At 62.5% G+C, this 14,757-nt stretch carries 15 protein-coding genes; 7 read left to right on the plus strand and 8 right to left on the minus strand.

Going from position 1 to position 14,757, the window contains the following annotated elements; translation table 11 throughout:
• Nucleotides 1-722 (minus strand): class I tRNA ligase family protein (locus tag ACIQ36_RS06505; RefSeq protein WP_395827109.1); only part of this gene is annotated, 722 nt, incomplete at its 3' end.
• Between the two features lie 321 nt (nucleotides 723-1,043).
• On the opposite strand from ACIQ36_RS06505, the gene ACIQ36_RS06510 reads away from it, so the two are divergent.
• Nucleotides 1,044-1,781: a substrate-binding periplasmic protein gene (locus ACIQ36_RS06510; RefSeq protein WP_395827112.1), complete on the plus strand. Its 738-nt coding sequence runs from the start codon at nucleotides 1,044-1,046 to the stop codon at nucleotides 1,779-1,781.
• On the opposite strand, the gene ACIQ36_RS06515 is transcribed toward ACIQ36_RS06510, so the two are convergent.
• Both ACIQ36_RS06515 and ACIQ36_RS06520 read right to left on the minus strand, forming a co-directional pair.
• Nucleotides 1,762-2,829: a COX15/CtaA family protein gene (locus ACIQ36_RS06515; RefSeq protein WP_395827114.1), complete on the minus strand. Its 1,068-nt coding sequence runs from the start codon at nucleotides 2,827-2,829 to the stop codon at nucleotides 1,762-1,764. The two genes, ACIQ36_RS06510 and ACIQ36_RS06515, sit on opposite strands and share 20 nt — an antisense overlap.
• A gap of 17 nt (nucleotides 2,830-2,846) precedes the next feature.
• The gene (locus ACIQ36_RS06520) at nucleotides 2,847-4,586 is read right to left on the minus strand and encodes an adenylate/guanylate cyclase domain-containing protein (RefSeq protein ID WP_395827118.1); all 1,740 of its coding nucleotides are present in this window, start codon (nucleotides 4,584-4,586) and stop codon (nucleotides 2,847-2,849) included.
• A gap of 164 nt (nucleotides 4,587-4,750) precedes the next feature.
• Here ACIQ36_RS06520 and ACIQ36_RS06525 point away from each other — a divergent pair, with 164 nt between their 5' ends.
• Genes ACIQ36_RS06525 through ACIQ36_RS06540 form a run of 4 tightly spaced genes read left to right on the plus strand, consistent with a single transcriptional unit; the run spans nucleotide 4,751 to nucleotide 9,391 of the window.
• The gene (locus tag ACIQ36_RS06525) at nucleotides 4,751-5,692 is read left to right on the plus strand and encodes an ABC transporter ATP-binding protein (RefSeq protein ID WP_395827197.1); all 942 of its coding nucleotides are present in this window, start codon (nucleotides 4,751-4,753) and stop codon (nucleotides 5,690-5,692) included.
• A gap of 17 nt (nucleotides 5,693-5,709) precedes the next feature.
• Complete coding sequence (locus ACIQ36_RS06530; RefSeq protein ID WP_395827121.1) at nucleotides 5,710-6,444, plus strand: ABC transporter permease; 735 nt, start codon at nucleotides 5,710-5,712, stop codon at nucleotides 6,442-6,444.
• Between the two features lie 2 nt (nucleotides 6,445-6,446).
• On the plus strand, nucleotides 6,447-8,375 hold the full coding sequence (locus tag ACIQ36_RS06535; RefSeq protein WP_395827124.1) for a Gldg family protein: 1,929 nt from the start codon (nucleotides 6,447-6,449) through the stop codon (nucleotides 8,373-8,375).
• Nucleotides 8,376-8,383: 8 nt separating this feature from the next.
• Nucleotides 8,384-9,391: a DUF4340 domain-containing protein gene (locus ACIQ36_RS06540; RefSeq protein ID WP_395827127.1), complete on the plus strand. Its 1,008-nt coding sequence runs from the start codon at nucleotides 8,384-8,386 to the stop codon at nucleotides 9,389-9,391.
• On the opposite strand, the gene ACIQ36_RS06545 is transcribed toward ACIQ36_RS06540, so the two are convergent.
• Entirely contained in the window at nucleotides 9,388-10,680 is a 1,293-nt protein-coding gene (locus ACIQ36_RS06545) for an oligosaccharide flippase family protein (RefSeq protein WP_395827130.1), read from the minus strand. The genes ACIQ36_RS06540 and ACIQ36_RS06545 overlap by 4 nt on opposite strands.
• A 126-nt stretch (nucleotides 10,681-10,806) precedes the next feature.
• Between ACIQ36_RS06545 and pyrH the strand changes: the two genes are divergently transcribed.
• The gene (gene pyrH / locus ACIQ36_RS06550) at nucleotides 10,807-11,751 is read left to right on the plus strand and encodes a UMP kinase (protein WP_395827132.1); all 945 of its coding nucleotides are present in this window, start codon (nucleotides 10,807-10,809) and stop codon (nucleotides 11,749-11,751) included.
• A gap of 81 nt (nucleotides 11,752-11,832) precedes the next feature.
• On the opposite strand, the gene ACIQ36_RS06555 is transcribed toward pyrH, so the two are convergent.
• The gene (locus ACIQ36_RS06555) at nucleotides 11,833-12,843 is read right to left on the minus strand and encodes a hypothetical protein (protein WP_395827135.1); all 1,011 of its coding nucleotides are present in this window, start codon (nucleotides 12,841-12,843) and stop codon (nucleotides 11,833-11,835) included.
• 86 nt (nucleotides 12,844-12,929) lie between these two features.
• Between ACIQ36_RS06555 and ACIQ36_RS06560 the strand changes: the two genes are divergently transcribed.
• Entirely contained in the window at nucleotides 12,930-13,715 is a 786-nt protein-coding gene (locus ACIQ36_RS06560) for a YgfZ/GcvT domain-containing protein (protein WP_395827138.1), read from the plus strand.
• Here the strand turns inward: ACIQ36_RS06560 and ACIQ36_RS06565 are convergent.
• From ACIQ36_RS06565 to sugE, 3 genes are all read right to left on the minus strand, one after another.
• Nucleotides 13,712-14,137 carry a type II toxin-antitoxin system VapC family toxin gene (locus ACIQ36_RS06565; RefSeq protein ID WP_395827141.1) on the minus strand — a complete coding sequence of 142 codons (426 nt, stop codon included), beginning with the start codon at nucleotides 14,135-14,137 and terminating at the stop codon, nucleotides 13,712-13,714. The two genes, ACIQ36_RS06560 and ACIQ36_RS06565, sit on opposite strands and share 4 nt — an antisense overlap.
• The gene (locus tag ACIQ36_RS06570) at nucleotides 14,134-14,370 is read right to left on the minus strand and encodes a type II toxin-antitoxin system Phd/YefM family antitoxin (RefSeq protein WP_395827144.1); all 237 of its coding nucleotides are present in this window, start codon (nucleotides 14,368-14,370) and stop codon (nucleotides 14,134-14,136) included. Before ACIQ36_RS06570 ends, ACIQ36_RS06565 begins: the two co-directional genes overlap by 4 nt.
• Nucleotides 14,371-14,439: 69 nt before the next feature.
• On the minus strand, nucleotides 14,440-14,754 hold the full coding sequence (sugE, locus tag ACIQ36_RS06575) for a quaternary ammonium compound efflux SMR transporter SugE (protein WP_395827146.1): 315 nt from the start codon (nucleotides 14,752-14,754) through the stop codon (nucleotides 14,440-14,442).
• Nucleotides 14,755-14,757 lie beyond the last annotated feature (3 nt).

Below are 14,757 nucleotides of genomic sequence, written 5' to 3' on the forward strand. Positions count from 1 at the left end.
CAGGGCGTTGTCGTCCAGATCACGACGCCCGCGCCCGTCAGCGCCGCGTTCGGGCTGCTGACCACGGGAAAGCGCACATAGATCTGCGTCGAGGTATGGTCGTGATATTCCACCTCGGCATCGGCCAGGGCGGTTTGTTCGACCACGCTCCACAGCACGGGCCGGAAGCCCTGGTAGAGCGCGCCTTTCATCAGGAACTTCATCAGTTCCCGGAAGATTTGCGCTTCCGAGGCATAGGCCATCGTCAGGTACGGCTGTTGCCAATCGCCCATAATGCCGAGGCGTTTGAACTCTTCGGCCTGCACGCCCACCCAATGCTGGGCGAAGGCGCGGCATTCCTGGCGGAACTCAACAACGGGCACGGCGTTTTTATCGAGCCCCTTGGCGCGGTATTTTTCTTCGATCTTCCATTCGATCGGCAGGCCGTGGCAGTCCCAGCCGGGCACGTAGGACACATCCTGGCCCAGCATGCGCTGCGAGCGGTTGATAACGTCCTTCAGGATCTTATTCACCGCATGGCCGATGTGAATATCGCCATTGGCATAGGGGGGGCCATCGTGCAGCACCCAGCGCGGCCGCCCCACGCTGTCTTCGCGAATGCGATCATAGAGACCAATCTTCTCCCAGCGGTCCAGAATGGCGGGTTCCAGCTTGGGCAAATCGCCCCGCATGGGGAACTCGGTGGCGGGCAGGAAAACAGAGGTCTTGTAATCGCGGGTCATGGCCGGGCTTTGCACGCTTATCAGTCATTTGGGAAGGCAGACCGTTCCAGAAACGCCCGTCCGGCGCAAGTGCTGAAAGAATTTTACCCTGCAGGCCTTCCTTGCGTGGGTGCTTAGAAGCGCTAGCCATCCCCGTAAGACAGGTGTAACGTATTTGACTTAATTGCAGCGGCCACAGCGCAACAAGCGCGCAGCGAGGGCAGTAGCATGGGGTCAGGAAGCGACACATTCGCGCAGACCTCTCCGGAATCGCCCAAACGGCGGTATCGGCGTCTTCATTCTTGCGCCTTTGGGCTTATGGCGCTTTTTCTGGGGATGCCCGTGGGCGCTTTTGCGCAAGCGGTTTTACCCGCTCCCATTGAACTATCGACCGGCGACGATTACCCGCCGTTTTCGTCAAGGGCCGAGGCCGATGGCGGGGCGGCGGTCGCCCTGGTCAAGGCGGTTTTTGCGGAACTGAAGCAGCCAGTGACGGTGGAGGTTGAGCCGTGGATGCGCGGGAGAACCCGAACGCTGGAAAACCAGATCGACGGAACCTTCCCCTATGTGCCGACGCCGGAGCGGCTACAACAGTTTCGCTACTCGCGCCCGCTCGCCAGTATCAAAATCCGCCTATTTACCCGCCCCGGAACGCCGCTTGCGACTTTGCCGATGGACCTCGTGAATGGTCAAACCCTGTGCATCGCGCGCGGCACGGCTCCGGCGGCCCCGTCGCGGCGGTTGCTTGAGAATCAGCAAGTAACGCTGGTGGATGGCAGCGATGTTGCTACCTGCCTCAAACTGCTGCTCGCCCGCCGCGTCGATATTGTGCAAACCCACGAACAAATCGCTTACCGCATGCTGCGGGAAATGGGGCAAGCGCTCGAAAGCATCACCTTCATCGGCGGTGACGATCCGCGCGCTGCGGAAGAAACCGGGCTGCATCTGATCGTCTCGCGCACCCATCCGCGAGGGGAAGCGCTGATCGCGACCTTCGATAAAGGTCTTGAGGCCCTGCGGGAGAATGGGCGTTTTGCCGAAATTCTCGCCCGCTATGGGCTCACGCTGCCGTCGAGTTGACCTGCAGGCGGTGACAGAGGCCAATCGCTGCCGTTAGCAAGACCACCGCGCCCGCCTGATGGGCTGCGCCTAAATCGACCGGAACTTGGTACAGCAAGGTTAGAATCCCTAAAGTGACTTGCAGTACGACCGCGCCAAGCAGCGCGAGAAGCCAGCCGCGAACGGCGGCGGCACGGCCCCAGAGCCAAAGACCAAGAACAATCGCGCCAACAACAACACCCATCGCCAGCACGCGGTGATGAAACTGCACGGCGGCGTGATTCTCGAAGATATTCTGAACGAACGAGAGGGCCGGATTGCGATAGTCGGGCGGCACCAAGCCATCGCCCATCAACGGAAACTCGTTATAGATCATCCCCGCATCGAGCCCGGCGACGAAGGCCCCCGCGAGGATCGTGACCGCAATGAGCGCAAGCATCCCCGTTGCCGCGCGCTTCTCAGTCGCGAGGGCGGGGGACGCGGTGCGCGGCTGCACGAGGCCCAGGGCCGTCCACAGGGTGAGCGCATAGATCACCAAGGCCATGCCGAGGTGCGTCGCGAGCCGGTAAGCGCTGACGGCGGGCACGTCGCGCAGGCCGCTCGCCACCATCCACCAGCCGATCGCGCCTTGCAGGCCGCCGAGGGCGAAGAGTAGCAGAACCCGCCGCTTCAAGGCACCGTCGAACGCGCCGCGCAGCCAGAAAATCAGCATCGGCACCGCGAACACGATTCCGATTAACCGCCCCCACAGCCGATGAATGAACTCCCACCAGAAGATCGTCTTGAACTCCGCAAGGCTCATGCCCCGGTTGACCTGCTGATACTGGGGGCTCTGCTGGTAGAGGGTGAACTGCTCGCGCCAATCGGCCTCCGACAAAGGCGGCAGCGTGCCGCTGATCGGCTCCCAGCGCACAATCGAGAGACCGCTTTCCGTGAGGCGCGTCACGCCGCCGATGACCACCATCGCAAAGATCATCGCCGCCCCGAAGAACAGCCAGAGCGCCACCGCGCGGCGGGCGGGCGGGGCGACGGGCAGGCGGGCGGTAGCGGTCAGCGTGGAGACGGACATGAAAGCCTTCAATTCGGTCAGCGCAGGTCGGGAAGGTCCACGGCGTGCGGTAGGGCAAAAAGCGTCATGGGCGTGGTGCGCCCGCGCGGAACAATAGAATGCTCGGCGGCCCCTTCAAGTCTTATCCCCGCTCTTTCGAGAACAATATCGGAGACGACGAGCTGCGCCTTGAAGTCTTTCGACAGGCCTTCGAGGCGCGAAGCGGTATTCACCGTATCGCCGATGGCCGTGAGCCCAAAGGCGAGGCCGTGGCCCATTTCCCCCACAATCGCAAGCCCTTGGTGAATGCCAATTCCCATGCGCAGGGGCGCATCAAGATCATGGGCGAAATCGGCATTCAAGGCTTCCAGCCGTTCGGCCATGCGGCGGGCGGCGCGCAGGGCTGAGCGGGCGGCATAGGGCGGGTCTTCCCGCTCGTAACCGAACAGCGCCATGACCCCATCGCCGCTAAACTGCGTCACGGTGCCGCCCGCAGCCCCAATCGCCTCGCCCATCTCGGCGAAATAGCGGTTGAGGATGAAGACGATATCGAAGGGCAGCTTCTGCTCCGACAGGCTGGTGAAACCGCGCAAATCGGCAAACAGCACGGCAATTTCCATTTCCAGGCCGTGGGTGTGCTCGGGCCGGGCGAACCCATCTTGCGGTAGGGCATGGGCGGGCAGCAGCGGCGTTATCTCCATATCCTGCTGGGGGCGAATTTGGCAGGCGAGGCGCACGGTGGGCGGGGCCGAAATGCGGGCGAGCACGCGCGCTTCATTGGCATCGGGCGGGGGCAGACTCTCGCCCCCCTGGCCGATGCGCACCCGGCAGGTGGAGCAGCGCCCGCGCCCGCCGCAAACGGAAGCGTGGGGAATATTGTTCATTCGGCTGATTTCCAGCAGCGTGCGCCCGCGCGGCACGGCGACTTTGCGACCTCCGTGATACTGCACGCGCACCCGGCCCCGCCGCCCTTCGACATGGCCGCGCACGAAACGCGCCGTGAACACCAGGCCGAGCCCGGCGAGTAGAGCGAAGCGTAGCCCGTCACGCAAGTCCAGCAGATGCGCCGCATCCTCCGGCTTGGGCAGTTTCATGTTGGCAATGGTTTGGGCTTGCCAGACCGGATCGCGCATCATCACCATCACTTCGCGGCCCGTTTGGAAAAAGCTGATGAGCACCAATACGGGCATGAGAATGGCAAAAGCGAACAGCCAGGGCCGGGCTTTGGCGTACCACGGCTTCAGCCGCAGCCAATAATGCAGGCCGATACAGCCGTGCAGCCAGGCGAACACGAGCGTTGCCGCCTGGAAAAGCTGCTTTTCGGTACCGAACAGGCTCCAGAGCACATAGGTGTAGCTATCTTGCAGATCGTAAAGCTCGAAGGCGACGCGGGTGCTGACGACATGCTCGATCAGCATATAGGGGATCAGCGCCCCGGTGAGCAGTTGCGCCGCCTCCCAGCGCTTGAGGCGTAACGAGCGCCGCCGGAAGATCGCCCAATAGGCAAGGCCAACGTGGATCGTGACGGCCCCCAGCAGTGTGTACGTGCCGGGTTTCGACCACCAGGGGCTCATAAAATCCCCATGCCAGGCCTGCATGGCCTCCAGGGACACCAGCCCGACCAGATGATTGCTGAAATGGGTGAGGATATACACGAACAGGATCAGCCCGGTGATCAGCCGGACCCGGTTAACGATCTGCGCGGCGGTGAAATTCCACGGCAGCTTAACGCGCGGCGGCGCGGCGGAAGGGGCTTTAAGCGGCAGGTTCATGGTCATCGTCTGTCCCTAATCCTGTCGATCCATCCAGCGTTTGATGCAAAGCGGCTTGCATTTTTCGCAACACAGTCTAAATCGGCGCAGCAGTGGCGGCAATTGGTCGCTGCGCCGGGGCTTTTCCCGGCAGAATGGTAAGGCAGGCAAGGAGTCCCACCTTGGTTCCCATGATTGAGGCCCAGGCACTGACCAAATCGTTCGGCGGCACCGATGCGGTGCGGGACGTAAGCTTCTCCGTCGCCAAGGGCGAGGTGCTCGGTTTTCTCGGCCCGAACGGCGCGGGCAAATCGACCACGATGAAAATGATTACGGGGTTTCTCACCCCAACGCGCGGCACCGCCCGCGTCTGCGGGCACGATATTCTGACGCAAACCCGCGCGGCCCAGCGCCGCCTTGGGTATCTGCCGGAAGGCGCGCCCGCCTATGGCGATATGACGCCCTTCGGCTTGCTGAGCTTCGTTGCCGATGTGCGCGGCCTGAAGGGCGCTGAGCGCCGGAAGCGGATCGAGGCGGCGCTGGACGCGGCCCAGGTGCGCGGCGTGGTGCATCAGCCTATCGATACGCTCTCCAAAGGCTTCAAGCGCCGCGTTGGTCTCGCGCAGGCCCTGCTGCACGATCCCGATGTGCTGATTCTCGACGAGCCGACCGATGGGCTCGATCCCAATCAAAAGCATGACGTGCGTAGCCTTATTCGCGAGATGGCCCCCGAGAAGGCGATTTTGATTTCCACCCATATTCTGGAGGAAGTCGAAGCCCTGTGTACTCGTACGCTGGTGATCGCCCGTGGATGCATCGTCGCCGATAATACGCCCGCCGAATTGCTGCGCCGCGACCCGCTGCACGGGGCCGTTATCCTCGCGGTGGCGGCCGCCGCCCGCCCGATCTTACTTCCCAAGCTGCACTTGATCGCGGGGGCGCTCGCGGTTGAGGAGGAAGGCGGCACGATTATCGTTCGCCCGGTGCCGGGCCGCGAGGCCGATTTGCTGGCCGGGCTGACGCAAGCGGTTCGGGCCGAAAACTGGCCCGTCGCCGAAATTTACCAGCAGCGCGGGCGGCTCGATGTCGTCTTCCGCGCGCTGACCACCGATGCGCGCGCGCGCGCGGCCTGATCCCGAGGAGTTTGCTCATGGTTCCGGCTTTTGCTGTGTTCAAGCGCGAGATTGCGAGCTATTTCGCAACGCCGCTTGCCTATGTGTTTCTGGTGATCTTCCTAGTGCTCGCAACCTCCCTAACCTTTTACATGGGGAATTTTTTCGAGCGCGGGCAGGCCGATCTTCAGGCTATTTTCAATTTCTTACCGTGGCTGTATCTGTTCCTCGTCCCGGCCCTGTCGATGCGGCTTTGGGCCGACGAGCGCAAGAGCGGCACGATTGAACTGCTGCTGACCTTGCCGCTGGCCGTCGGGCATGCGGTGGTGGGGAAATTCCTCGCCTCCTGGGCCTTCTGTGCCGTTGGGCTGCTGCTGGCCTTTCCGCTGGTCATCGCCGTCTCGGTACTGGGCACGCCCGATTATGGGGTGATCGCCGCCAGCGCCATCGGCGCGCTGCTGATGAGCGGGGCCTTTCTCGCCATCGGTTCGGCCATGTCGGCGCTAACGCGCAATCAGGTGATCGCCTTCGTGTTGACGGCCACGGTCTGCTTTCTGGTCACGGCGTCGGGCACCAGCTTGGTGACGAGCGCTTTTGCCAATTGGGCACCCACGGCACTGGTGGAATTCGTCAGCGGCTTTAGCGCGCTCACCCATTTCGCCAATCTCCAGCGCGGCATTATCGATGCGCGCGATGTTCTCTACTTCGGCTCGCTGATCGTTGGGTTTCTGACGATTACCGCGCTGATTGTCGATTTGAAGAAGGCGGAATAGCCATGACATCCCGCTTTTCCCGTCAAACCCTGGTGCTGCTGGGGATTCTCGCGGCGCTGGTGCTGATTATCTCGGTCAATATCATCGGCGCGGGGTGGCTGCGCGGCACCCGGATTGATCTGACCGAAACCAAGCTCTATACCCTCTCGCCCGCGACGCAACGCACCCTGGGGCAGATCGAGGAGCCGATCACGCTGCGGCTGTTCGTCTCCGACCGGCTGACCCGCGAAGTCCCCAGCTTCGCCGCCTACGCCCAGCGCGTGCGCGATTTGCTGAAGGATTACGCCAGCCTGACGCGCGGCCGCCTGACGGTCGAAGTCTTGAGCCCCGACCCCTTCTCCCCGGTGGAAGACCGCGCGGTCTCCTACGGGCTTCAGGGCGTGCCCATCGATCAGGGCGGCGAGCAGGTCTATTTCGGCCTCGTGGGCAGCAATTCCACCGACGATCAGGAGGTCATCGTCTTCTTCGCGCCGGAGCGGGAACGCTTCTTGGAATATGATCTGACCAAAATGGTCGCCAAGCTGGCACGCCCGAAACAGCGGACCATTGGCTTGCTGTCGACGCTGCCGTTATCAGGCGATCCGGCCTTGCAGCAGCAGGGCGGGAGCGGCAATTGGTTGATCTACGATCAATTGAGCCAAGGCTTTGCCATTAAGACGCTGGAAACCAGCGTGAAGCAAATCCCGGCGGATATTGATGTTCTCTGGGTCGTTCACCCGGCCAATCTGCCGGCAGCCACGCTCTACGCTATCGATCAGTTCGTTTTGAAGGGCGGGCGGGCCTTGATTCAGGTCGACCCCGTCTCCGAGGCTGCCGCGTCGCGCGCGCGGATGATGGCGATGCAGGGGATGCCGGGCACGCCGCCCGCGTCCAGCCTGGAGCCTTTGTTCAAAGCCTGGGGCGTTCAACTGGTGCCCGACCGGGTGGTCGGCGACCGGCGCAATGCGCGCAAGGTGTCGGCGGGCGGCACGGCCACCCGCGTGCAGGCGGTCGATTATCTCGCCTGGATTTCGGTGCCGAAAGCCCAACTCGCGGCGAATGATTCGCTGACCGGCGATCTGCAAACCCTCTCCTTCGCCAGCGCCGGGATTCTGGAAGCGCTGCCGGGGGCGGGGACGCAGTTCACGCCGCTGGCCTCCTCTTCCTCCGTCTCGATGAAGCTGGATGCCGCCAAGCTGCGCGGTCAGCCCGATATCGTCGCCTTGCTGCGCGGTTTCCAAAGCGAGGGCGTAGCGCTGACGATGGCGGCGCGCGTCACGGGCCCGGCGAAAACCGCCTACCCCGACGCGCTGCCCGAGGGGGCGGATACGGCGGACCGGGTGACGGAGGCCAAGCAGCCGCTCAACCTCGTCATCGTCGCCGATACCGATATGCTGGAAGAGCGCTTCTGGGCCCAGGTGCAGAATTTCTTCGGGCAGAAGGTCGCCGTGCCCAATGCGGGCAATGGCAATTTCATCACCAATGCTTTGGATAATCTTGCGGGCGGTTCGGCCTTGGCGGGCCTGACCTCGCGCACGATCATCGACCGGCCCTTTACGGCGATCCGGGCCCTGGAGCAGGAGGCGGAAACCCGCTTCCGCGCCAAGGAGCAGGAGTTGCAGGATAAGATCAAGGAAACCGAAAAGAAGCTGTCGGAACTCCGGGGCCGCGAAGTACCCGTGAAGGGCCAGCCGCAAACGGCGAGCCTAACGCCGGAGCAAGTGAAAGAGATCGAAACCTTCCGGGGCGATCTCTTGCGCACCCGCGCCGAATTGCGCGACGTACAGCTTGCCCTGCGCACCGATATCGAGGCCCTGCAAAGCCGCATTCGGCTCTGGACCATCGGCGCAGTGCCGGTTGCCCTCGTCGTGCTCGCGGTTGGGTTGGGGATTTGGCGGCGGAAGCGGGCGCACTCGGCCGCTGCCGCCGCGCGTACTCTGGGTCAAGGGTGAGGTGTGAAATGCAAACTCGGTCGCTTCTCCTCCTCCTCGGTCTTTCCGTCGCCAGCGCGGCGGGGGCCATCGTTACCCTGCAAGCGGATCAACCCGCGCGCAGCCTGCCCGCCGGCGTGAAGCTCTTCACCGACCTTGCTACGAAGCAAGGTCAGGTGACGCGCATTACGCTCAGCCAAGGCAAAGAGAAACTCACCCTGGTCCGCCAGGGTGACACCTGGGGCCTTGCCGAAAAAAGCGGTTACGCGGTCGCGCCAGAGAAAATCCGGCAAATCCTGGTCGATCTAACCGAGGTGGAAACCTTGGAAGGCAAGACCAGCAAGCCGGAACTCTATGGGCGGCTGAACGTCGATGAGGGCGAAACTTCCTCGTCGCGTCGCCTCACCCTCTATGGCGAGAAAGATGCGGTTCTGGCCGATGTCATCCTCGGCAAGCTGCGCGCCAGTGCGGTGAATGCCGCCGCCCTGGGGCTCGACAAGCCGATGCTCTACCTGCGCAAAGCGGGCGAGGCACAGGCTTTCCTGGTCGAAAGCCGCCTCAATCCCAAGGTTGAGGCGCTGGAGTGGCTGGCGAAGGATCTGTTCGATCTGCCGCAGGAAAAAGTGAGCGCCGTCACCCTTACCGGGGCCGATGGGGCGGTGATTGATATCGCCCGCGACACCGCCGCCACCCCGCCGGACTTTATCGTTACCAACCCGCCGGAAGGCCGCGTGTCGAAGAAGGGTTGGGATGTGACGGGCGTCGCCGCGACCTTAGAGGCGATGGCGCTCGAAGACGTTCGCCCCGCCGCCTCCCTGCCGGCAGACGCCCCCAAAAGCCTGAGCCGCTTCACTCTCACCGAAGGCGGGCCGATCACGGTGACACTGGTGAAAGCCGATGGGGCCGATTGGGCGGTCTTCGACGGCGAGAACGACGCGCTGAAGGCAACCAAAGGCTGGGCCTATAAGCTCCCCAGCTACAAGCTGGAGCGGCTGCAAAAGTCGATGATGGACCTGACGGAAGAGCCGAAAAGCTAGCGGCGGCGTAGCTTTCCCCACGCCTGCCGCAGCATCGCCCCATCCTGGGCAGTCGGCAGGAAGAGGGTTGCGGGCGACAGGTGCAGATGCTTCCAGGCCAAGGCGCCGAGCACGAGCACCTGCGCCCAGCGCACCGCGACGAAGCTGAAGGCCGCACCGTTCAAGCCGTAGATCGGCAGCAGCACCAACAATAGCCCGGCGTTCAGGGCGAGGGTCAGGCCCTCGTTGATCGAAAGCGCCAGCGTGCGGTTCCAGGCCTTGAAGGCGAGGGCCTGGAACTCGCGGATGGTCAGCGGCAGAATGCCCAAGATCAACCAGCGCACCAAATCGCTCGCCTCGGCATACTCCGCCCCGAAAACGAGTCGCAGGAACAGCGGGGCGATCAGCCACAGTACCCCTGAGGCCGCGATCATCAGCGCGAGCGTGAGGCGCAGATAGAGCCCCACCACGGCCCCCCGCGCGGCAGGGTCGCTTTCGGCACAGGCGCGCGGAAAGGCGATCTGCGCCACCGAATAGGCCAGCGTTACCGGAATTTGGCTCACACTGGTGGCAACCACATACAGGCCGAGGGCTGCCGAGGGCAAGTAGGTTTGGATCAACCATTGGTCGATGCGGCTATTGGCCTGATAGATCAGGCCCGAGGCATAGATTCGCCCGCCATACGCCAGCATCTCTTTCGCAGCCTCAGGTTCTGGCGTAATCCCGGCCCAGCCGCGCCGGACCAGCGCTACCAGGGGGATAATCACCGTCGGCAGATGCGCCAGCAGATAGGCCCCCGCTACCGCCAGCAGGCCGCGTTCGCCCAAGAGCCACAGGGCGGCAATCGCCAGCGGATAGCCCAAGGCAAGGGTGATGCGGATGAGGTTCCACAGGCCGAGCATGCCCTTGCCGCGCAGCATATCTTGAAAAATCAGCCCGAGGATATGGCAGGGGATCAACCCCAGCAGCAAAAACACCGCCTGAAGCAACTCGGGCTTATTGCCAGGGTAGACGTGCGGCACCACACCGAACCAGCAGATCAAAATTGCCACAGCGCTCACGATCAGCCCGCTCCACAGGCCGGTGGCGAAGACCTGGCGGTCCTTCAGCTTGGCGGTCGCGCTGAAATAGAGTGCGGCGTCATTCAGCCCCAGCAGCAGCATATAGGCGAGCGTCGTCGGCCAAAGCTGCGCGGCGGCCAAGTCCCCGCGCCCCTCCGGCCCCAACAGCCGCGCGGCCAAAACCCCGGAAGCGAAATTTCCGCCCTGCACTAATAAAGTGGTAAGCAGTGTCAGGATAAGAGTCTTCATCGGGGGGCTCGGAACCATTCTGATTGGCCGCAGGTTAACAGGAGCACTCAGGTTCCCCTTGCGTGGAGCGCGGCGGCGGGGATACTACGCCCGCGTTCCCAGCCGCTGCAATCAAGGAGTCTCACCATGACCCGCTACAAACGCTTGATGATTAAACTCAGCGGGGCAGCTATGGGCAGCGGCGGCGGGATTTTCGATAAAGACGCCATCGAGCATATCGTCGCCGAAGTCGTTTCCGCCGTCGATATCGGCGCGCAGGTCGTCATCACGGTCGGCGGCGGCAATATTTTTCGCGGCAATATCGCCGAGACCTGGAATATCGAACGCGCCGAAGCCGATAATATGGGCATGCTCGGCACCGTCATTAACGGGGTCATGCTCCGCGCCGCCATCAACGCCCGCACCGATACCGATGTACGCGTGATGACGGCAATCCAGATCAACCAAATCGCCGAACCCTATATTCGTCTGCGCGCCGCCCGGCACTTGGAAAAAGGCTCGATCGTCATTCTCGTCGGCGGCATCGGCCAGCCTTACGTGACGACCGACTATCCTTCGGTCCAGCGCGCGCTCGAACTGCAATGCGATGCGATCCTCGCGGCAAAGCACGGGGTGGACGGCGTCTATACCGCCGACCCGAAGAAGCATACGGACGCGAAACGCTACCGCAGCCTCTCCTATGATGACGTCATCAGCCAAGACCTGCGCGTGATGGATCAATCGGCGATGCTGCTGGCGCGCGACCATCATCTGCCAATCCACCTGTTCAACTTCGATAAGCCCGGCTGCATCAAGGCTATCTGCTTGGGCGATGACGTAGGCACCTATGTGGGGCCGGGCGCGGCGCTGGAATTAGTTAACAATAGTGGAAATGAAAAATATACGTCATCCAAAGAGAATAACGTAAAGCAACCAAAGCTTGATATAAGTGAAAATAAAATCCAGCATAAACATAAAGATTTAATTAGATCAAAATTCAAGACTTATTTAAGTAATCGGAAAACAAAATATAAGTATGGGGTGGTTAAGGAATCAAAATCGGGCCCAGGAAAAAAATCTCAATCCGAATAATTTTTGCGTTGAGTAATTCTTGCCGCTTGATTGGTGACGATATCGGTCTGTCAGAATATCAGGGGGGAGTCCATCCTCCCCCTAAGGCCGCCGCTGCTGTTCGATTTCGTAGGTCGTATCGGCCAGGGTCAGCAGCCCTTGGAACTTGTCGTAGGGCTCCGAGATGCTGGCGAGGGTTTGTTTTAGGGTGGCGACGATCTGGCGCGCGGCGGATTTATCGCCGATTTCATTATAGGCGAGGGCGATAAGGCCGAGGGCGGCGACGCGCTCGGGCATCGGCATTTCCGACGATTGGGTGGAGCGGTCGTAGGCGGCGACAGCCTCGCGGATATGGGTGCGGGCGGCGTTGCCGTCCTGGGCGGCCATGGCGGCGCGGGCGGCATAGGCGCGGGTGAGGGCGATATCGCCGGATTTCTTCAGGGCGGGAAGCGCGCCCGCGAGGGCGGCGAGCGTATCGGTGGCGGAGGCTTTATCGTTTAGTTTGCCCTGGGCTTGGGCGATCATCGAGAGCGCGGCGATTTGCTCGCGCCCAGCGGGCAGGCTGGAGGCATCGCGTAGGCCTTGCAGCAGGAGGGGGCGGGCACCCTCCGGGCCGCTGGCCTCGCTCATGATGAGGCCAAGGAAGGCGAAATTGGCGGCGCGGGTAACGGGATCGCTGACGCTTTGCATCGCTTTCAGCGATTCATTGGCAAGCTGTACCGCGCTCTGCGGGTCGCGCATATCAAGATAGGCTTGGCTGAGGATGGCAAACAGCGTCGCCGGGCCAAGGGCGGGCGGCGGCGGGGTGGGGCTGCGCTCGTTCATCAGCAGCACGGCGTCGCGCGCCAGCACGCGGGCGCTTTCCTCATCGCCGGTGCGGGCTTGGCTGCGGGCGAGGCGGGCGACGGCAAGCGCGCGCCACCAGGGCGGCAGCGACGAGCCTTTCAATTCCAGCATCATCACGCTGGCCGATTTCACCGCATTCTGCGCATCGCCGGTGGAGCCGCGCACCGATTGCGCCTCGGCGCGCTGGGAGAGGGTCCCGAGGCCGAAAACCGCAAGTCCCAACCCCGCCGTTAGCATTATTTTGGCGGCTTTCTGCGCGAACCCCATACCCATTCCCCGATACATCCTCTTGCGTGAACGCCGTTTGACGCCTATGTGCCTTGCTGACCTTCGTCGAAACCAGCGGAAGACCCATGCCTGTTTGCACCCTATCAGACCGCGCTCTGATTGTCGTCACCGGCTCCGAGCGGGTCAGCTTTCTCAATGGCTTATTGACCAATAGCCTCGGCCCGGTGGAGCGGGGGGAGGCGGTTTACGCCTGCCTGCTGACGCCGCAGGGTAAATTCCTGTTCGATTTCTTCGTGCGGGCTGATGGAGATCGCCTGCTGCTCGAGGTCGATGCCGCGCGAAGGGCGGACTGCCTGCGCCGCCTGTCGCTCTACAAGCTGCGCGCCGATGTGAGCCTTGCGGTGGAAGATGGCTATTCCGTGGTCGTCGGGTTCGATGCCCCGATGCCGGAGGGCGGGTTGGGCTTTGCCGATCCACGCCACCCGCAAATGGGATGGCGCGTGTGGTGGCCGAAGGATCGGCCCCTGCTCGCAACCGAACCCGTTGAAGCCTATCACCGCCACCGCATCGGCCTCGGCGTGCCCGATGGCAGCACCGATCTGGAACCGGAACGCTCGATCTTGCTGGAATTCAATCTCGATAGTCTGAACGCTATCGATTTCCAGAAGGGCTGCTACATCGGCCAGGAACTCACCGCCCGCACCAAATATCGCGCCGTGCTAAAGCGCAAAGCCCAACCGGTGCGCCTCGACGGCCCCGTGCCGCCGCCGGGCACGCCGATTCTGGCGAATGGTAAGGAAGCGGGCGAGCTGCGTTCCGCCGTGCCGGGCCTTGGATTCGCCTTGATTCGCCTGGACGCGGACCCGGCCCACGACTGGACGGCGGATGGAACGCGGGTGACGCGGCTTTAGGGCATGAGGGTTTCAATACCGAGCGTGATTCCTGCTTGAGCGAGTTTTTGGTCGAGCGTCAAGACCGTTAAGCCGTGATCCGCTGCGACGGCCAGATGTAGCGCATCCGCCGCCCGCAGGCCCAAATCGGCCTGATCGGTAAAACGGGCTGCCGTGTGGAAATGGACCGATTTCACGGGCAGGACGAGCAAAGAATTCGCGGCGAGGCGGGTAAACTGGGTCAAGACCCGCGCGCGATGCTCGGTGGATATTTGGCCCGTCCTAATTTTCAGCGATAAGGCCGACGCGACCTCCGTGATAACCCAATCGCTGATGCTGAGCGTTCCGACCGTTTGCCGATCAAACCATTTTTGAACCCGGTCCGTTGCGGCCTCAAGGGTCAGGGCTGCGACGAGAACCGATGTATCGAGATAGAGGCTCAATACCGATCCGCGTCGCGCATCGCCCGAACGATACTTTCGGGGGCGGCTTCGGCCTGTGCGCCCGTCAAGGCGCGCAAGGCAGCAACGTCAACCGGCAGCTTTGCACCTTCGGCGGCGGTCAATTGCGCCACCGGGCGACCGTGCCGGGTAATGCAAATCGTCTCGCCCACGGCGGCTTGGGTGATGAGATCGCTCAAACGGGCTTTCGCCTCGGCAAGGCTGACGTGGGTCATTTGCCCTCCCATGACCAGATTTCTAGTCAAAGATACGCGCGTCGAGCGGTCTCGACAAGAACCACCGATTTAATGGCTGAGCTTCAGCCCAATAATCCCCGCCACGATCAACCCGATGCAGAGAAGCTTCACCAGCGTCGCGGGCTCGCCCAGCAGGGTAATCCCTAAGATCACCGTTCCCACCGTGCCGATGCCCGTCCAAACCGCATAGCCGGTGCCGACGGGCAGGGTTTTAAGCGCAAGGCCGAGGAAGCCGACGCTGAGGATCATGCTGATGCCGGTGGCGACGCTCGGCCAGAGGCGGGAGAAGCCGTCTGTATACTTGAGGCCAATGGCCCAGCCGATTTCCAGCAGGCCCGCGATGAAAAGATAAAACCACGCCATTTC

The sequence above is a fragment of the Elstera sp. genome (assembly GCF_044372965.1).
Taxonomy (GTDB): Bacteria; Pseudomonadota; Alphaproteobacteria; order Elsterales; family Elsteraceae; genus Elstera.